General features: G+C 72.4%; 16 protein-coding genes. 6 read left to right on the forward strand and 10 right to left on the reverse strand.

Going from position 1 to position 18,170, the window contains the following annotated elements; genetic code table 11:
- Nucleotides 1–10: 10 nt before the first annotated feature.
- From ACF06X_RS15410 to ACF06X_RS15435, 6 genes are read right to left on the reverse strand one after another with little or no spacing between them, the layout of a single operon-like run.
- Nucleotides 11–1,351: a CpaF family protein gene (locus tag ACF06X_RS15410; protein WP_392287785.1), complete on the reverse strand. Its 1,341-nt coding sequence runs from the start codon at nucleotides 1,349–1,351 to the stop codon at nucleotides 11–13.
- Nucleotides 1,348–1,737 (reverse strand): TadE/TadG family type IV pilus assembly protein, encoded by a 390-nt coding sequence (locus tag ACF06X_RS15415; protein ID WP_392287786.1) that lies wholly within the window; start codon nucleotides 1,735–1,737, stop codon nucleotides 1,348–1,350. Before ACF06X_RS15415 ends, ACF06X_RS15410 begins: the two co-directional genes overlap by 4 nt.
- Complete coding sequence (locus ACF06X_RS15420) at nucleotides 1,734–2,117, reverse strand: TadE/TadG family type IV pilus assembly protein (protein ID WP_392287787.1); 384 nt, start codon at nucleotides 2,115–2,117, stop codon at nucleotides 1,734–1,736. Before ACF06X_RS15420 ends, ACF06X_RS15415 begins: the two co-directional genes overlap by 4 nt.
- Nucleotides 2,118–2,119: 2 nt before the next feature.
- Nucleotides 2,120–3,418 carry a CpaE family protein gene (locus ACF06X_RS15425; RefSeq protein ID WP_392287788.1) on the reverse strand — a complete coding sequence of 433 codons (1,299 nt, stop codon included), beginning with the start codon at nucleotides 3,416–3,418 and terminating at the stop codon, nucleotides 2,120–2,122.
- Between the two features lie 8 nt (nucleotides 3,419–3,426).
- Nucleotides 3,427–4,137 (reverse strand): Flp pilus assembly protein CpaB, encoded by a 711-nt coding sequence (gene cpaB, locus ACF06X_RS15430; RefSeq protein WP_392287789.1) that lies wholly within the window; start codon nucleotides 4,135–4,137, stop codon nucleotides 3,427–3,429.
- Nucleotides 4,134–5,012 (reverse strand): hypothetical protein, encoded by an 879-nt coding sequence (locus ACF06X_RS15435; protein ID WP_392287790.1) that lies wholly within the window; start codon nucleotides 5,010–5,012, stop codon nucleotides 4,134–4,136. Before ACF06X_RS15435 ends, cpaB begins: the two co-directional genes overlap by 4 nt.
- A gap of 356 nt (nucleotides 5,013–5,368) precedes the next feature.
- On the opposite strand from ACF06X_RS15435, the gene ACF06X_RS15440 reads away from it, so the two are divergent.
- Nucleotides 5,369–7,072, forward strand: coding sequence for a chitinase (locus ACF06X_RS15440; protein WP_392287791.1), 1,704 nt, complete (start codon nucleotides 5,369–5,371; stop codon nucleotides 7,070–7,072).
- 87 nt (nucleotides 7,073–7,159) lie between these two features.
- On the opposite strand, the gene ACF06X_RS15445 is transcribed toward ACF06X_RS15440, so the two are convergent.
- A complete protein-coding gene (locus ACF06X_RS15445; protein ID WP_392287792.1) occupies nucleotides 7,160–8,476 on the reverse strand; it encodes a serine/threonine-protein kinase in 1,317 nt (438 codons plus the stop codon).
- A gap of 72 nt (nucleotides 8,477–8,548) precedes the next feature.
- Here ACF06X_RS15445 and ACF06X_RS15450 point away from each other — a divergent pair, with 72 nt between their 5' ends.
- The 3 genes from ACF06X_RS15450 to ACF06X_RS15460 all read left to right on the forward strand — a co-directional run bounded on the left by ACF06X_RS15450 (nucleotide 8,549) and on the right by ACF06X_RS15460 (nucleotide 12,747).
- Entirely contained in the window at nucleotides 8,549–9,916 is a 1,368-nt protein-coding gene (locus tag ACF06X_RS15450; protein WP_392287793.1) for a M14 family metallopeptidase, read from the forward strand.
- Between the two features lie 114 nt (nucleotides 9,917–10,030).
- On the forward strand, nucleotides 10,031–11,884 hold the full coding sequence (locus ACF06X_RS15455) for a serine/threonine-protein kinase (protein WP_392287794.1): 1,854 nt from the start codon (nucleotides 10,031–10,033) through the stop codon (nucleotides 11,882–11,884).
- On the forward strand, nucleotides 11,866–12,747 hold the full coding sequence (locus tag ACF06X_RS15460) for a TIGR04222 domain-containing membrane protein (RefSeq protein ID WP_392287795.1): 882 nt from the start codon (nucleotides 11,866–11,868) through the stop codon (nucleotides 12,745–12,747). Before ACF06X_RS15455 ends, ACF06X_RS15460 begins: the two co-directional genes overlap by 19 nt.
- A gap of 52 nt (nucleotides 12,748–12,799) precedes the next feature.
- On the opposite strand, the gene ACF06X_RS15465 is transcribed toward ACF06X_RS15460, so the two are convergent.
- The 3 genes from ACF06X_RS15465 to ACF06X_RS15475 are packed head-to-tail and all read right to left on the reverse strand — an operon-like array spanning nucleotide 12,800 to nucleotide 15,044.
- Nucleotides 12,800–13,210, reverse strand: a complete 411-nt coding sequence (locus ACF06X_RS15465; RefSeq protein ID WP_392287796.1) for a RidA family protein — start codon at nucleotides 13,208–13,210, stop codon at nucleotides 12,800–12,802.
- The gene (locus ACF06X_RS15470; protein ID WP_392287797.1) at nucleotides 13,207–13,959 is read right to left on the reverse strand and encodes an IclR family transcriptional regulator; all 753 of its coding nucleotides are present in this window, start codon (nucleotides 13,957–13,959) and stop codon (nucleotides 13,207–13,209) included. Before ACF06X_RS15470 ends, ACF06X_RS15465 begins: the two co-directional genes overlap by 4 nt.
- Entirely contained in the window at nucleotides 13,956–15,044 is a 1,089-nt protein-coding gene (locus ACF06X_RS15475; RefSeq protein ID WP_392288413.1) for a sugar kinase, read from the reverse strand. The genes ACF06X_RS15470 and ACF06X_RS15475 overlap by 4 nt, the downstream gene beginning before the upstream one ends.
- 193 nt (nucleotides 15,045–15,237) lie before the next feature.
- Here ACF06X_RS15475 and ACF06X_RS15480 point away from each other — a divergent pair, with 193 nt between their 5' ends.
- Together ACF06X_RS15480 and ACF06X_RS15485 are read left to right on the forward strand one after the other, a co-directional pair.
- A complete protein-coding gene (locus ACF06X_RS15480; RefSeq protein ID WP_392287798.1) occupies nucleotides 15,238–16,506 on the forward strand; it encodes an amino acid deaminase in 1,269 nt (422 codons plus the stop codon).
- Nucleotides 16,507–16,521: 15 nt separating this feature from the next.
- A complete protein-coding gene (locus ACF06X_RS15485) occupies nucleotides 16,522–18,120 on the forward strand; it encodes an amidohydrolase family protein (protein WP_392287799.1) in 1,599 nt (532 codons plus the stop codon).
- The last annotated feature ends 50 nt before the right edge of the window (nucleotides 18,121–18,170 follow it).

Genomic DNA, 18,170 nt, shown 5'->3' on the forward strand with positions numbered 1-18,170 from the left:
GGGGGTCCCCCTACTTCGCTTCTCGGGTGGCGAGCTGCTCGTCGGTCGCGGCCACCCCGAAGGCCTGGGGGATCGGCTGTCCCGCCATGTAGAGCCGGTCGGCGACCCGTCGCGGCAGCGGGTGGTACTCGTACACGCCGTACACCCGTCCGTCGGCCGCGAGCGGCTGGGCGCGGAAGCGGCAGACGGTGGCGAGGGTGAAGCGTTCGCGGCCGTTGGACGCGAGGATGGCGATCTCGGTGATCCTGCGGGTGCCGTCGGCGTGCCGGGTGAGCTGGACGAGGACGTCGACGGCGCTGTTGATCTGGTCCCTGAGCGCCTCGAAGGGGACCTTCACCTCGGACATCGACGCCAGGGTCTGGAGCCGCATCAGCGCGTCCTCGGCCGAGTTGGCGTGGACGGTGGCGAGCGAGCCGTCGTGTCCGGTGGACATCGCCTGGAGCATGTCGAGGGTCTCGCCGCCCCGAACCTCGCCGACGATGATGCGGTCGGGGCGCATGCGCAGGGAGTTGCGGACGAGGTCGCGGATGGTGACCTGGCCGCGGCCCTCGATGTTCGGGGGGCGGCTCTCCAGGCGGATGACGTGGGACTGCTGGAGCTGGAGTTCGGCCGAGTCCTCGATGGTGATGACCCGTTCGCCCTCGGGGATCAGTCCGGACAGGGCGTTGAGGAGCGTGGTCTTGCCGGTGCCGGTCGCGCCGGAGACGATCACGTTGAACTTGGCCTGGACGAGGCCGGCGAGCAGGAACAGCATCTGCTCGTCGAGCGAGCCGAGGCCGATCATCTCCTGGAGGGTGTAGGCGCGGGGGAAGCGGCGGATGGTCAGGGTCGCGCCGGTCAGGGAGAGCGGCGGGATGATCACGTTGACGCGTTCGCCGGAGGGCAGGCGGGCGTCGACCATCGGATTGGACTCGTCGACCCGCCGGTTGACGGTGGAGACGATCCGCTCGATGGTCTGCATCAGCTGGTCGTGGGAGGCGAAGCGCAGCGGCAGCAGTTCGACGCGGCCGGCGCGTTCGATGAAGATCTGGTCCGGTCCGTTGACCATGATCTCGGTGATGGAGGCGTCTTCGAGGAGGGGTTCCAGGACGCCGAGGCCGAGCGCCTCGTCGACGACCCGGCGGATCAGCTGGGCGCGTTCGACGGTGGAGAGGACCGGGCCTTCGCGGCTGATGATGTGCCCGAGGACGCGTTCGAGGCGGGCCCGCCGCTCGGCGGCGGCGAGGGCCGACATCTCGGTGAGGTCGATCTCCTCCAGGAGCTTGGCGCGGAAGGAGGCGACGAGATGGCCGTCCTCCCTGCCTCCCCCGCCGTTCTCCTCGGGGGCGCTGATACGGGCCCGCAGGCTCATTCGTCCTCCTCGGACTCGGACATGGGGAGCGTCGCGGTCTTCGTCACGGAGCCGAAGTCCCAGAAGGGGACGACCGACGGGATGGTGACTTCCACGGTGGCGGTGGCCTCGTCCGCCGCTCCGCCGGAGACGGAGACCTCGCTCCGCTCGGCGATCCAGCCGCTCATGGCCGACCGTCCCGCCGCTTCCGGGCCGATCTCGACCGTGTCGTGGGTCGCGGCGCGGGCCGCCGCCCGCGCCCCCGTCCCCGCCTGCTGGGCGGCGTACGCGGCGAGTCCGAGCTGGATGCCCGCGAGCGCGACGAGCAGCAGGATGGGCAGGAACCCGAGGTACTCGACGGCGACCTGTCCCCGGTCCCGGCCTCCGTCACGGCGACGTACGTTCACGGCCCCGCCCCCTCTTCCTGTACGGCGCCGGCCTCACCGGTCACCGTGAAGGGGAAGCTGATCGCCCCTGGGAAGAGCACGGGCACCTGCAGCCGCACCTTCGCCTGGACCATGTCTCCGGACGGTGGGCAAGACACCTGCGCGCCCGCCGCCCACGCCCCGTCCAGGTGCCGCATCCCCGCCTCCTGGCAGTCGTCGCCCACCGCCCCCGCCCGTGCCGCCTCGTCCGCAGCGTTCCCGGCGAGCGTGTACGTGTAGCCGACCAGGACGCACTGCCACAGCAGCACCAGCGTGAGCAGGATGAGCGGCACCATGCCGAGGAACTCGATGGCGACCTGACCCCTGTCGTCCCGGTACGACGCCGGCGCCGCCGCCCGCATGGTCAGCGTCCTTTCCCGCGTCCGCGCCGCAGCCCCAGCGAGCCCCGGTCGTTGGCGCGCGCCACCCGCGCCAACTGCTTGCCGGGCTGCCTGCCGGGGTGCTTGCCGGGCTGCGCGGAACCCCCATCGGGTGCCGCCACCAGGCCCAGCTCCCCCGCGAACGACCACAGCGCCTGCTTCACCGTCGACCGGGCGTCCAGTTCGTGCATGCGGCCCGCGTCCACCACACCCTGGAGCTCCTTGAAGTGGGCGGGCACGACGACGCCCGCCATCCGGGTGCCGGTGATCTTCTGGATGAGCGGGGGCTGGATCTCGGTGGCGCGGGTGTAGCGATTGACCAGGCAGATCGTCTCCTCCGCCTTGCGGACCTGGAGGCGGTCCCACATCCGTACGACCCGCTTCGCGGCCCGCACGGCGACGACGTCGGGGGTGACGACGAGGACGGCCGCGTCGGCCATCTCCACGGCCGCCGCGTTGGCGCCGTGGAGGTACGTGCCACAGTCGACGACCACGACGTCGTGGCGGGAGCGGAGCGCGCTGACGATCTGGCGGGCGGAGCGGTCGGCGACCTCTTCGCCGCGTTCGCCCTCGCCGGGCGCGAGGAGGAGGGCGATGCCCGTCTCGTGGGTGTAGACGGCGTCCTGGAGGACGCGGGGCGAGATGTCGTCGACGGCCGCGAGGTCGGCGACGGAGCGCCGGAACTGTACGTCGAGGTAGGAGGCGATGTCGCCGCCCTGGAGGTCCAGGTCGACGAGGGCGACGGTACGGCCCGAGGCGCGGGCGGCGAGGGCGAGCTGGACGGCGGTGACCGTGGTGCCGACGCCTCCCTTGGCGCCGCTGACGGTGACGACGGTGCCGCCGGGGCCGGTGAGGACGTCGGCGCCCGCGCCGAGGTGGCGCCGGACGCCCACGGACCACTGCGCCGCGGCCTGAACGCGGCTGGCCAGTTCCTCGTACCCCAGGGGAAGGGTGACAAGACCCCGCGCGCCGGAGTCCATGGCGGCGGAGAAGAGGACGGGGCTGGCGTCGGCGGTGATGAGGACGACCCCGACGGCGGGGAAGCGGAGCGCGACCTCGCGGATGAGTTCGAGGGCGGGGACGGGGCCGATCCGTTCGTGGACCAGGACGACTTCGGGCAGTTCGTCGAGGGAGTCCGCGGCGAGCCGGGCGAGGGTGTCGACGAGCTGGGTGGAGTCGGGGACGGGGGTGGCGGGCTCGGTGTCGGGGAGCTGACTGAGCAGCGTGGTGACGGCCCGGGCCGCGTCGGCGTCCGCGACGGCCGGCAGGATCCTGGTGGTCATACCGGGCCTCACTTGTCCTTGTCGAGCGTGTAGGTGCGGTCGCCGGGGGCGATCGTGGGCTCGCCGCCGGGGGCGACCAGGGCGAGTCGTACGTGCTCGGCGAAGGACTCGGCGTAGGCGACGCGCTGGGTGTCGAGGGTGGAGAGGGCGAAGGTGATCGGGACGGCCTCGGTGGCGCGGCTGTTCCGGTCGGCGGAGCGGGCGGCGCTGATCGGGGTCAGCTCGCCGACGTCGATGACGCGGGCGTTGCTGACGATGACCTTGGACTGGGCGGGCGGGCCCCCCTTCTCGCCGGCGAAGGTGGCGTAGATGTTGACCGTCGCGCCGGGGGTGATCTTGCCGGCGACTCCGGTCGCGGCGTCGATCATGATGGCGATCTCCTGCTGTCCCGGCTGGAGCGCGGGCCGTTTCACGATCATGTCGGCCTGGAGGAGGGATCCGGCGCGGAGGCGGGTGACGGCGATCTTCCCCTCGATCTGGGCGAGATCGGTGACGGCGGTGTCCGGGAGCCAGCGCTCGGGCATCGACACCTTCTCGAACTGCCCGTCGCTCAGCGGCTCGTATGGCTTCACGTCGCTCTTCACCCGGTACGCGGTCACCTCGGGCCCGACCTTGGAGTTCACGTCGCCGATCACCGAGAGGACGCCGGCGAAGGCGGCGAGCGCGCACAGCACGGAGAGCAGGAGGAGGATGACGCCACGACGCTGGCGGGAGTTCATTGCCGTACGACCTCTATCGGATACGTGTGACTCGGCGGACGGGGACCGGGCGGGGACGTGGGGAGCGGGGCGGAGCAGAAGCCGCAGCGGTCGCCGATGAGTTCCATCCGGCACCAGTGGCAGGTCTCGCGCCGTACGGAGGAGACCAGGTGGTGCAGGACCGCGAGGTCGGGCAGGTGGGCGGCGAACTCCACCAGGCGGCCGGTGCCCCACCACCCCGGCGAGTCGGCGGGCAGCGGTGCCTCCTGCACCCCCTGGACCTGCCATCGGGGGGCGAGGGTGGAGATCGGCCAGTCGGTCTGGAGCTGGCCCCTGGCGAGGAGGAGCTGGGTGGCGAACTCGGGTCCGGCCGGCGGCTCGGCTCCCGGTCCGAGCTTGACGAGCTGCGGCACGGGCCCGGCGAGCACCGCGAACTGGGCGCCCGGCATCCAGCCCTTGAGGTGTGACTTCAGACTGACCGGTACGCGGTCGAGCCTGGCCACGGAGCCGAGGACGGCCCCGGCGTAGATGTAGTGGGCGAGCAGCCGGGCGGCGGAGGCGACGACTCCGGGGCTGAAGTCGCAGATGGACAGCTGGCGGAGCTGCCGGGCGAGCACGGCGGTGCCGAGGGGCGGCAGATCGGACTTCACCAGCGCGATCCGGTCGCTCTCCAGGAGGGACCGTACGGCGTGCAGGCGCTGCTCGGTCGCGGTCGGTACGGAGGTGGGGCAGACCACGATGACGTGGCCGTACCGGTCGAGGAGGAGCTGGAGGTCGGCGACGGCGGAGGCGAGCGGCTGGGTGCCGGGCGGGGGCAGGACGACGGCGTTCGGCGTCTGTTGGTCGGTCGGCGGCAGCACCAGGTCAGCACTGGTGACCGCGATCGCTGTCGGCACGTCAGGCTCCCCGTCCACGTCACTCACCGCGTTCACCGCGTCACTGCGTCTGCGTGAGTGCACTTTATCCACGAGGTACGGGGTGGTGAACACACAATCCGTTAAGCGGAGGGGGTTTCTTTGGGTCCACCTTGGGCCCCCTTGGGTCCGCGATGGGCCTGATGTTGGGCCCGGTGCCGGGTCCGGCGATAGGTCCGGTGATGGGTCCCTGGACCCATGCGTCAACCCCCTTTGCCGCCAGAGGACTTGACAACCCGATTGGTCTGGACCAGCTTGTTCCCCCAACGGTGGCCACCGTTCCGACTTCCTCCCCACCAGATCGACACCCCCCTCAACTCCCCCACCGGAGGCAGCAAGTGGACCGCACCACCACACGCTCCCGCAGATGGATCGGCGGCGCCCTCGCGCTCGCCGTCGGCTCCGGACTCGTCCTCGTCGGCGGCGCGGGCACCGCGCAGGCCGCGGACGTCAACGTCGCCAAGAACGCGGGCTTCGAGTCCGGGACCGCCCACTGGACCTGTTCCGCCGGCAGCGGCACGGCCGTCTCCTCGCCGGTACGGACCGGAGCCGGAGCCCTCAAGGCCACCCCCGGCGGCCAGGACCACGCCAAGTGCACCCAGCTCGTGACCGTGAAGCCGAACTCGACGTACAGGCTGAGCGCCTGGGTCCAGGGCGGGTACGCCTACCTCGGCGCGAGCGGCACGGGGACCACGGACGTCTCCACCTGGACCCCGGACAGCTCCTCGTGGAAGCAGCTGACGACGACCTTCACCACGGGCGCGAACACCACCTCCGTGACCGTCTACACCCACGGCTGGTACGGACAGGCCGCCTACCACGTCGACGACGTCTCCGTCTTCGGCCCCGACGGGGGCGGCGGCACCGACCCCGACCCGGTCGTCCCGGCGGCCCCCGCCGGTCTCGCCGCCGGTACCGTCACCTCGTCCTCCGTCGCCCTGAGCTGGAACGCGGTCTCGGGCGCCACGGGCTACAACGTCTACCGGGGCGGCACCAAGGTCCTCTCGGTGAGCGGCCCCTCCGCCACCGTGACCGGCCTGGCCGCCGACACCACGTACCAGTTCCAGGTCACCGCGACGAACGCGGCGGGCGAGTCGGCCAAGTCCGCCACCGTCTCGGCGCGGACCGGCACGGTGACGAACCCCGGGCCCGGGCCGGCCGTGCCCAAGCACGCGCTGACCGGCTACTGGCAGAACTTCGACAACGGAGCGACCGTCCAGAAGCTGCGGGACGTACAGGCGCAGTACGACATCATCGCCGTCTCCTTCGCCGACTCCACCGCCACGCCCGGCCAGATCGTCTTCAACCTCGACCCCGCCGTCGGCTACGCCTCCGTCGCCGACTTCAAGGCGGACATCGCCGCCAAGAAGGCCGCAGGCAAGTCGGTCGTCATCTCGGTCGGCGGCGAGAAGGGGAACGTCACCATCAACAGTGACGCCTCCGCGACCGCCTTCGCGAACAGCGCGTACGCCCTGATGCAGGAGTACGGCTTCAACGGGGTCGACATCGACCTGGAGCACGGCATCAACTCGACGTACCTGACGAAGGCGCTGCGCCAGCTCTCCGCCAAGGCGGGCTCTTCGATGGTGTTGACGATGGCCCCGCAGACCATCGACATGCAGAACACCGGCACCGAGTACTTCAAGACCGCGCTCGCCGTGAAGGACATCCTCACGGTGGTCAACATGCAGTACTACAACAGCGGTTCGATGCTGGGCTGTGACGGCAAGGTCTACAGCCAGGGCTCGGTGGACTTCCTCACCGCGCTCGCCTGCATCCAGCTCCAGGGCGGCCTCGACGCCTCCCAGGTCGGTCTGGGCGTGCCCGCCTCCACCCGGGGCGCGGGCAGCGGCTACGTCGACCCGTCGATCGTGAAGAACGCGCTGGATTGCCTGACCCGTGGCACCGGCTGCGGCACCTTCAAGCCCGCCCGGACCTGGCCGGACCTGCGCGGCGCGATGACCTGGTCGACCAACTGGGACGCGACGGCCGGGAACGCCTGGTCCAACGCCGTCGGCCCGCACGTCCACAACCTGCCGTAACGACGCGACGGTATGGAGACGGTACGGAGACGGTGGCGCCGCCGGTCTTCCCCCCGGCGGCGCCGCCCGCGTGCGCGGCCGGCGCGGCTAGCGTGGCTGGCGCGGCATGCAGTGGCGGAGGACGAGCTCGAGCTGGGCGATCCACTCCTTCACCAGGGCGGAGCGGCCGTTGACCTCGCAGTCGTAGGCCGAGCCGTCGTACAGCGTGACGACGACACGGAGCTGCCGGCCCCTGCGGGCGGACTCGTACTCGACGGACCCGATCTCCGCCCAGGCGAACTCGGCCTCCTCGTCGAAGACTTCGAAGCGGATCCCGTCGGCGTCGGCGACCACCCCGCAGTCCCCGTCGGCGGCGACGAGCGCGGGCGCGGGCGGGGGCGGCTCCGCCGGCATGGTGGGCAGGGCGGGCACCGGCGGCACCTCTCGTACGGGTGGCGGCGCCTGGTCTCGTACGGGTGGCGGTGCCTGGTCCCGTACGGGTGGCGGTGCCTGGTCCCGTACGGGTGCCGGCCCGGCATCCCCCACAGGCACCGGCGCCGCGTCCCGTACGACGAGCGTGGGCGTCGCCCCCTCCCGCAGCGGCGGCGCGCCCGCCAGGGTGTCCAGGATCTCGCCAGGGGTCGGGCGCTCCCCCGGGGCCTTCGCCAGGCACGCCCCCACCAGGCCGCGCAGCCCTGCCGGTACGGAGGCCAGGTCCGGGGTCTCGTGGACCGTGCGGTACATCAGGCCCATTGGGGTGCCGTCTCCGAAGGGCCGCCCGCCGGCCGCCGCGACGAGGACGGCGCCGAGCGCGAAGACGTCGGCCGCGCCGGTCACCTCCTCGCCGAGGGCCTGCTCCGGGGCGAGGTAGCCGGGGGTGCCGAAGGCCGCCCCGGTGGCCGTCAGGCGGGTCGACTCCAGGGCGCGGGCGATCCCGAAGTCGAGGACCCGGGGGCCGTCGGCCGCCATGACGATGTTGCCCGGCTTGAGGTCGCGGTGGACGAGCCCGCAGGCGTGGATGGCCTCCAGCGCCTCGGCGAGCGCGGCCCCGAGTGCCCGCAGCCGCGGTTCGGACAGGGGTCCTTCGGCCGCGACCAGGCCGGCGAGGGTGGGGCCGGGGATGTACGCGGTCGCCAGCCAGGGCGCCTCGGCCTCCGGGTCCGCGTCCACGACCTGGGCGGTGTGGAAGCCGCCGACCCTCCGGGCCGCCTCCACCTCCGCCCTGAAACGGGCGCGGAAGGCCGGATCCGAGGCGAGTTCCGGCCGTGCCACCTTCACCGCGACCGCGCGCCCGCCGCGCGAGCGCGCCAAATACACGGTGCCCATGCCGCCTTCGCCTAGCTTGTGCTCGACCTCGTACCTACCGATCAGCGTCCCCACGCGCACAGTATGGCCGAAGACGACTCCTTGACCGGTGCATGCCATAGCCGGACGATGTGGCCGGACACCCGCACCTGTCCTGTCGCACACCCCCACACTCCCCACCCAGGAGACAGCATGCGACTTCGCATTCGCGGAAGAAGGTCCGCCACCCTCGCGGCCCTTCTCGCGCTCGCCGTGGCGACGCCACTCGCCGCAAGCGCCACCCCGGCCGGGGCCGACCCGACGCCGACCGCCGCCACCGCCCCCGCCACCTCGACCTCCGCCTCCGCCGAAGAGGTGATCCGGCAGTACGAAGTCGCCGGACCCTCCACGGTGGCCGCCCGCACCGCCCTCGCCGCCACCGGGGTCTCGATCGACGAGGTCGACGCCCGCTCGGTCGTGATCAGCGCCAACGCGGACCAGCTGCGGAAGGTCAAGGCCCTCGGCTACAAGGTCACCGCTCTGCCCGGGCCCCCGGACCGCACCGTCGAGGGCCTCGACGTCACCCCGCTCGACTTCCCCTCCGCCGACTCGCGCTACCACAACTACGCCGAGATGAACGCGGAGATCAACCAGCGGCTCACCCAGTACCCGGGCATCATGAACAAGCGGGTCATCGGCAAGACGTACCAGGGCCGCGACATCGTCGCCATCAAGATCAGCGACAACGTGGCCACGGACGAGAACGAGCCCGAGGTCCTCTTCACCCACCACCAGCACGCACGCGAGCACCTCACCGTCGAGATGGCGCTTTACCTGCTCCGCGAGCTGGGCGCGGGCTACGGGACGGACTCCCGGATCACGAACGTGGTGAACAGCCGCGAGATCTGGATCGTGCCGGACCTCAACCCCGACGGCGGCGAGTACGACATCGCCTCCGGCTCCTACCGCAGCTGGCGCAAGAACCGGCAGCCCAACTCCGGCTCCAGCTACGTCGGCACCGACATGAACCGCAACTGGAACTACAAGTGGGGCTGCTGCGGCGGCTCCTCCGGCTCCACCAGCTCCGAGACCTACCGGGGCACCGCCCCCGAGTCCGCCCCCGAGGTGAAGGTCGTCGCCGACTTCGTCCGCTCCCGCGTGGTGGGCGGCAAGCAGCAGATCAAGGCCGGCATCGACTTCCACACGTACAGCGAGCTGGTGCTCTGGCCGTACGGCTACACCACCGCGAACACCGCGCCCGGCATGACCCAGGACGACCGCGACGCCTTCGCGGCCGTCGGACAGAAGATGGCCGCGAGCAACGGCTACACCGCCGAGCAGTCCAGCGACCTCTACATCACGGACGGGTCGATCGACGACTATCTGTGGGGCGCGCAGAAGATCTTCGGCTACACCTTCGAGATGTACCCGGCCTCGTCCTCCGGCGGCGGCTTCTACCCGCCCGACGAGGTGATCGAGCGCGAGACGAGCCGCAACAAGGACGCCGTCCTGCAGCTCCTGGAGAACGCGGACTGCATGTACCGCTCGATCGGCAAGGCCTCGCAGTACTGCACGAGTTGATATCGATCGCGTGAACTCCCTGTCCCGGCCGTGTCCGGGACAGGGAGAACCGTGGCCGTGCCGTCCCCCTCGTGTCACTGTGGACGGGGACCGGTACCACGGGGGAGGTACGGCATGACGGGGGCAGGGGCGCGCGTAGAGGAACTGCGCGGGGACGATCCACGACAGCTGGGTCGCTACCGGCTGCTCGGCCGGCTCGGCTCGGGCGGCATGGGCCGGGTCTATCTCGGCCGCACGCGCGGCGGACGGCTCGTCGCCGTGAAGACTCTGCTCGCCGAGGGGGTCGTCGAGGAGACGGACCGCCGGCGCTTCGCGCGCGAGGTCGCGCTCGCCCAGCGGGTCACCAGCGGCTACACGGCGCGGGTGCTCGACGCGGACGCCACCGCCGACCGGCCGTGGATGGCGATCGAGTACATCGCCGCGCCCTCGCTGGCGGAGCTGGTCCGCGAGAAGGGCGTGCTGCAGGCCTCGGCCGTACGGTGGGTGGCGGCCGGGACGGCGGAGGCGCTGGTCACCCTGCACCGGATGGGCATCGTCCACCGGGACGTGAAGCCGCAGAACATCCTGCTGCCCCTGGACGGGCCACGCCTGATCGACTTCGGCATCTCCCACGCCAGCGACTTCACCCGGACGCAGCTCACCCTCGGGACCATAGCGTTCACCTCGCCGGAGCAGGCGCGGGGCGAGGAGTCGACGACCGCGGCCGACGTCTACTCGCTCGGCGCGACCCTCTTCCACCTCGCCGTGGGCCGGCCGCCCTATCGGGTGGACGGGGACACGCTGCGGCTGCTCTCCCGCGTCCAGCGCGGCGACCTGGACCTCGACGGGCTCCCGAAGGAACTCATCCCGCTGATCCGTCCGTGCCTGGCGGCGGAGCCGGACGGCCGGCCGAAACCGGCCGATGTCCTGGCGCAGTTCACCGCCTCGCTCGCCGGCCTGCCGAACTCCCCCAGCGGCAACCGCTGGCTGCCACCGCGCTGGACGGAGCTCATCGGGGCGTACGAGAGTCAGGGGCGCCGCTTCCAGGAGACAGGAGCGGGGACGGGGGCCGGGGCGGGGGATTCCCAGGCGCCGACCGTCGACCAGCGGACGGGCGCGGTCCCGCCACCGGGACCGACGAGGGTGCTCCCGGAGGAGCGGGCGCGCCGCGCCGGGCAGGCGCGGGAGGCGCAGGCCGCCATGGCCGCGGCGCTCGCCGCCCACGAGGAGCGGCTCAGGCGCGCCCGCGCCTCCCGTACGCCTCCGACGCCCCCAGCCCGTACACCCGCGCCGCCCTCCCCGGCCCCGTCGGGGAAGAGCGGCGGCGGATGGTTCGGGATCATCCTGGTCGCCGTCGTGGCCTTCTTCATCTACCAGGCGAACACCGAGGACTCCGGCTCGACGGGCAGGGGTTCCTCCTCGTCGTACGACTCCGGGTCCTCCGGGTACACCGGGTACACCCCCGCGCCGACTCCGACGCCGGACGCCGTGGACCTGGCCTTCCGCTCCGTCGAGAGCGGCGACTGTCTCACCGCCTTCGACGACGGCTACGAATCCTGGTCGACGAGGACCCCGCAGACGGTGAGCTGCTCCGCCGCCAACGCCTACCTGCGCGTGACCTCGGCGACCGCGGGCGTCGACTTCGCGGACTGCGCCTCCGGCAACGGCCGCGGCTACTGGTACCACTCCGGCTCGCGCTACACCTTCGCCACCACGCTCTGCGTGGAGCGGCAGTTCCGCAAGGGCCAGTGCTTCGTGGCCAAACGCAGCGGCGACACGATCACCGCGTCCCGGACCCTGAACCTCTGGAACTGCGACGCGACCAAGGTCCCCAAGGGCTTCAACACCGTGCTCCAGATCACCGGTTACTACAAGGCCCAGAAGTCCTATCCGGCCGGCTACTGCTCGCAGAGCCGCGACGACCGGAACATCTACTGGACCTACGAGGTCGACGGGGGAAGGAACGTGCTGTGTACGACGGCGGTCTGACCTTGCTCGTACCGCTCCTGGCGGGCGGGGCGACACTGTTCCGGCTGGTGGGAAGGCGTGCCGCGGGCCGTGCGCCGGTCGGCCCCGCGGACCCGGCGGAACCGGCGGACACGGCCGACCCGCCCGGCCCGGCCGATCCCCTGGCCATGGCGCTGCTCGCCGGCGGCCCCGAACGGGTCGCGGACACGGTGCTCGTCGGTATGCACCAGGCCGGTCTCCTCGTCCTCGACGGGAAGAAGGCCCGCGCGGGCGGGAGCGAGGCCTACGGCTCCGAGCGCCTGCGCCTCCTCGTACGGGAGAAGACGGCCCAGGGAGCGGTGAAGACGCACCGGCTGCACGAGGCGCTGGTGACGTCCGGTCGTATGAAGGTGCTGGACCAGGAGCTGGTGGACGCGGGTCTGTCGCGGCCGCTCGCCCCGCTGCGGGCGTGGCGCCGAGCCTGGCGGTGGCACCTCGCGGTCTGTCTGTTCTCCCTCGCCCTCGGGCTGTTCGCCGCCGTCGGCGAGAGCGGTGCGGCCTGGCTCAATGCCACCTCGCTGCTCGCGTTGGCGCTGCTGGTGGCCGGCCTCTTCCTCGCGCCCTTCGACCGGTTCTCGCCGCAGGGCCGGCTCACCCCGGCCGGCGCGGCGGCCCTGGCGCGGCTGCGGGAGACCCACCGCCACCTGGACGGCTCCTCCTGGGCGAACGCCCCGGCCTGCGGGCACGAACAGGGCCACGCCGATCCGGAGGCGGTCGGCGTGGCCCTGTTCGGCACACACGGGATACGGGACAAGGGCCTGCGCCGCGCGATCCGGAAGGCCCACGAGCGGCCGTCGTCCGGGGGCGGCTGCGGCGGCGGAGGATGCGGCGGCTGCGGCGGGTGAGCCCTCGGGTTCGGGCTCAGGCCCAGGCTCGGGCCCAGGCTCAAGCGCACGCTCAGTCGAGGACCGCGAGGGCGTCGATCTCGATGAGGAGACCCTTGGGGAGGCCGACGTAGACCGTCGTACGGGCCGCGGCCGGGGCCTTGAGGCCCTGCTCCTCGAAGTACGCGTTGTAGATCTCGTTCATCTCGGCGAAGTGGTCGACGTCCGTGAGGTACACGCGCATCATCATCACGTCGTCCCAGCTCGCGCCGCCCTCCTCCAGGATCGCCTTGACGTTGGCGAAGGTCTGGAGGGTCTGCTCGCGCAGGGTCGGACCGGCCGGGGTGGGGTCCTGGCCCGCCACGGCGGGCAGGAAGCCGACCTGGCCGGCGACCTGGAGGATGTTGCCCTTCCTGACACCGTGCGAGAACTTCGCGGGCGGCGCGGTGTGGGTGGCGGGCGTGAGGGCGATCTTCTCGGTCATGCGTGGTGGTCCTTGCCTGAGTAGTCACGGCTGATGGCGTCGGCGGTACGGCGCACCAGCGGGAGCAGGGTGAGGAGTTCTTCGGCCGTGACGACCACGTTGGGCGCCGAGACCGACATGGCGGCGACGACCCGGCCGTCGGCGCCTCGGACGGGGGCGCCGACGCAGTTGATGGACTCCTCGTGGCCACCGAGGTCGGTGGCCCAGCCCTGTTCGCGTACCGTCGCCAGCTCCGCGAGGAAGGCGGCGGCGTTCGGGGTCGAACGGGGCGTGTACATGGGGTAGTCGAGCTTGGCGGCGACGGCGCGCCGCTCGGGCTCGGGAAGGTCGGCGAGGAGCAGCTTGGCGACGGCGGCGACGGTGATCGCGACGGGCCTGCCGATGCGCGAGTACATCCGGACCGGGTAGCGGCTCTCGACCTTGTCGATGTAGAGGACCTCGCCCTCCTCGTACACCGCGAGGTGCACGGTGTGCCCGGTCTGCTCGTTGAGCGCGGCGAGGTGGGGGTGGGCGATCTCGCGGATGTCGAGGCTCTCGACGGCCTCCTGGGCGAGGGCGAAGAGGCGGGCGCCGAGGCGGTAGCGCTGGTCCTGCTGGCGGTAGACGAGGCCGTGCTCGTGCAGGGTGCGCAGCAGGCGCAGGGCGGTGGACTTGTGCACCCCGAGCCGGTCGGCGACCTGCCCGAGGTCGGCGGGGCCCTGCGCGAGCAGCGGCAGGATGCTCAGCGCGCGGTCGACGGTCTGGCTCATGGCGTACGTCCTTCCTGGTCCGCCCCGGTACGCGTCCAGCCGGGGCCGAGGTGAAGTCTCCCCCAGGCCTCGTCGTCGAGGGCGACGAGCCGGTCGGCGCGCGCGATCCATGAGGAGCCGCGCGAAGCGGCTCCGTGCCCGAGGTCGCCCAGGTCGCCCAGGCCACCCAGGTCACCCAGGTCACCCAGGTCACCCAGGTCACCGGCGACGGTGAGGGCGGCGGCGGCCATGAGGTGCCCGTGCCGGATCCGCTCCCGTACGGGCAGGCCGCGCAGCGTCCCGGAGAGAAACCCGGCGGCGAAGGCGTCCCCGGCCCCGACGGCGGCGACGACGTCGACACGGGGCGCGGCGGCGAAGACGACGGCGTCCGCGTCGGCGCCCGCACCGGCACCGGCCCCTGACGTTTCCCGCTCGAACACCACCGCACCCCGGCCGCCCCGCTTCACGACCAGCGTCGTGGGCTCCGGCAGCAGGGCCCGGATCGCCTCGGGACCCGCCACCCCCCACGCCGCTTCCGCCTCGTCCGCACCGACGAAGACGAGGTCCGCGCCCCGCGCCAGTTCCAGCAGCACACCACCGCCGTGCGCGGCATCGCGCCACAGCCCCGGCCGGAAGTTCACGTCGAACGACACCGTCGGGCGGCCCTCGCGGGGCGCGGTCAGTTCCCGCATCAGGCGGAGGCAGTCGTCCGAGAGGGCGGCCGTGATCCCGGACAGGTGCAGGAAGCGGCCACCGCGGACGGCCTCGTACCCCACCGTCGCCGGCGACATCGCCGACGCCGCCGACCCGGCCCGGTGGTAGACGACCTCGTGCCCGTCGGTCGCCCGGTCCGTGGCGGTACGGAAGTAGATCCCGGTCGGCCGCAGGGCGTCCCGCCCGACCGCCGAGACGTCCACCCCGTACGCCCCGACCGCCTCCACCAGGTGGTCGCCGAAGCCGTCCTCCCCCACCCGGCTGACCCACTTCGCACGGTGCCCGGCCGCCGCCAGCGCGCAGGCGACATTGGACTCGGCGCCACCGATGGTGCGGGCGAAGGAGGGGACGTCGGCGAGGCGGCCCGGCCGGGAGGGCAGAAAGGTGACCATGGACTCCCCGAGGCAGACGACGTCCACGGACGGCTCGTCCACGGTCGGGTTTCCTGGCACTCTCGGGCTCCTGGGCGATCGATCGGGTCCGTTGACCCGGCGTTGGCCCGGATGTTAGACAGCTTCAAGCAATACACGCAACGCCTGTTGCACATACCGCAACGCAACAGACGTGCACCACAGAGGAGGCCCCATGCCGGCAGAACTGGCGAACGAGCGCGTCGACCACCGCTTCAAGGGCCTGCCCCCGGACGCCGAGGGCCTGACCGTCGGCGAGCTGGCCGCCCAGCGCCGGAACCTCTTCACGGGCGGCTTCACCACCCCCGTCCTCGCCCTCTCCGCCGAGTCCGTCGAGCACAACCTCCGCGTCCTGGAGGCCTACGCCGAGCACCACGGCCTCGCCTTCGCCCCGCACGGCAAGACCTCCATGGCACCCCAGCTCTTCGACCGCCAGCTGGAGCACGGCGCGTGGGGCATCACCGCCGCCGTCCCGCACCAGGCCCGGGTCTACCGCGCCCACGGCATCGCCCGGATCTTCCTCGCGAACGAACTCGTCGACGCGCCCGCCCTCCACTGGCTCGCGGCCGAGCTCGACGCCGACCCCGGCTTCCGCTTCATCTGCTACGTCGACTCCGTGCGCGGGGTCGAACTCATGGACGCGGCCCTGACCGAGGCCGGCGCGGCCCGCCCCGTGGACGTCGTCGTGGAGCTCGGCGCCGGCGAGGGAGCCCGTACCGGAGCCCGTACGGAAGCCGACTGCACCGCCGTCGCCGACGCCGTCGCCGCGACCACCACCCTGCGTCTGGTCGGCGTCGCCGGCTATGAGGGCGAGGTCCCGCAGGCCACCACCGAGCGCGTACGGGAGTGGCTGAACCGGCTCGTGTCGCTCGCCGCCGACCTCGACAAGGCCGGCCGCTTCTCGCCCGACATCGACGAGATCGTGATCAGCGCGGGCGGCAGCGCCTGGTTCGACACGGTCGCCGAGGTCTTCGCCGAGATCCCCGAACTCTCCCTGCCCGTCCTGAAGTTGCTGCGCTCGGGCGCCTACGTCTCGCACGACGACGGCCACTACCGCCGCCTCACCCCCTTCAACCGGGTCCCCGAGGAGGGCGCACTCCAGCCCGCCTTCCGGCTCTGGGCGCAGGTCGTCTCCCGCCCGACCCCCGAGCAGGCGTTCACCAACGCGGGGAAGCGGGACGCGGCCTACGACCTCGACCTGCCCGAGGCGCAGGTGGTCCGCTCCGCCCGCGACGGCGCGCAGCGCCCGGCCACCGGCATCACCGTGACCGGCCTGTCCGACCAGCACGGCTGGCTCCGCACCGGGCCCGAGGCGGACATCGAGGTCGGCGACTGGCTCGGCATGGGCCTCTCCCACCCCTGCACGTCCTTCGACAAGTGGCAGCTGATTCCGCTGGTCGAGGCGGACGGCACGGTCGTCGACTACATCCGTACGTTCTTCTAGGAGAGCCCGGCCACCATGGACCTCGTCATCCGCGACGTGGACGTCGTCGACGGCTCCGGCGGGGACTCCTACCGCGCCGACGTCGCCCTCGACGGCGGCCGGATCGCCGCGATCGTCAAGGAGGGCGCGGCGGCCGGCTGCCGGCGCCCCACCGCCCGGCGCGTCCTGGACGCCGAGGGGCTCGTCCTGGCCCCCGGCTTCATCGACATGCACGCCCACAGCGACCTCGCGCTCCTGCGGGACCCCGACCACAGCGCCAAGGCCGCGCAGGGAGTGACCCTCGAAGTCCTGGGCCAGGACGGGCTGTCGTACGCGCCGGTGGACGACCGCACGCTCGCGGAGGTCCGCCGGGCGATCAGCGGCTGGAACGGCGACGGCTCCGACATCGACTTCGACTTCGACTGGCGCACGGTCGGCGAGTACCTCGACCGACTCGACCGGGCCCACGGCGGCCGGGGCATCGCCGTGAACGCGGCGTACCTGATCCCCCAGGGCACGGTCCGCATGCTGGCCGTCGGCTGGGACGACCGGCCCGCCACCGAGGCCGAGCTGAACCGCATGCGGCAGCTGGTCGCCGAGGGCATGGAGCAGGGCGCGGTCGGCATGTCCTCCGGACTCACCTACACCCCCGGCATGTACGCCCCCGATGCCGAACTCACCGCGCTGTGCGAGGTGGTGGCGCGGTACGGCGGCTACTACTGCCCGCACCACCGCTCGTACGGCGCCGGCGCGCTCCAGGCGTACGAGGAGATGGTCGCCCTCGCCCGGGACGCCGGCTGCGCCCTCCACCTCGCCCACGCGACGATGAACTTCGGCGTGAACAAGGGCAGGGCGCCGGACCTCCTGGCCCTCCTCGACCGGGCGCTCGACGCGGGCGCGGACATCAGCCTCGACACGTACCCGTACACCCCCGGCTGTACGACGCTGGTCGCGCTGCTGCCGAGCTGGGCGAGCGAGGGCGGCCCGGAGGCGATCCTGGCCCGGCTCCAGGACGAGGCGGTCTCCGAGCGGATCCGCCACCACCTGGAGGAGACCGGCTCGGACGGCTGCCACGGCGTCCCGGTCGAGTGGGAGACCATCGAGATCTCGGGGGTGGGCGACCCGGGGCTCGCGGGGTTCGTGGGCCGCCGCGTCGACGGCTGGGCCACCGCCCGCCGGCTCCTCGTGGAGGACCGTCTCGGCACGACGATCCTCCAGCACGTCGGCCACGAGGAGAACGTCCGGGCGATCATGCGCCACCGGGTCCACACGGGCGGCTCGGACGGCATCCTGCAGGGCCTCAAGCCGCACCCGCGCGCGTACGGCACGTTCCCCCACTACCTGGGGCGGTACGTGCGTGAGCTGGGCGTGCTCTCCCTGGAGGAGTGCGTGGCCCACCTGACCTCCCGCCCGGCGGCCCGCCTGCGCCTGCCGGACCGGGGCCTGGTCCGCGAGGGCTACCGCGCGGACCTGGTCCTCTTCGACCCGACGACGGTCGCGGCGGGCTCGACGTACGCCTCCCCCCGCACGCTCCCGACGGGCATCCCCCACGTCCTGATCAACGGCACCTTCGTCATCGAAGACGGCACCCGCACCCCCACCCTCCCCGGCCGCACCCTCCGCCGCCCCCGCTGACCGCACCCCACCCCCGTTGTGGGCACGCCCCCGCCCACCCCACCCCCCGT

Source organism: Streptomyces sp. NPDC015346 (assembly GCF_043078785.1).
Taxonomy (GTDB): Bacteria; Actinomycetota; Actinomycetes; order Streptomycetales; family Streptomycetaceae; genus Streptomyces.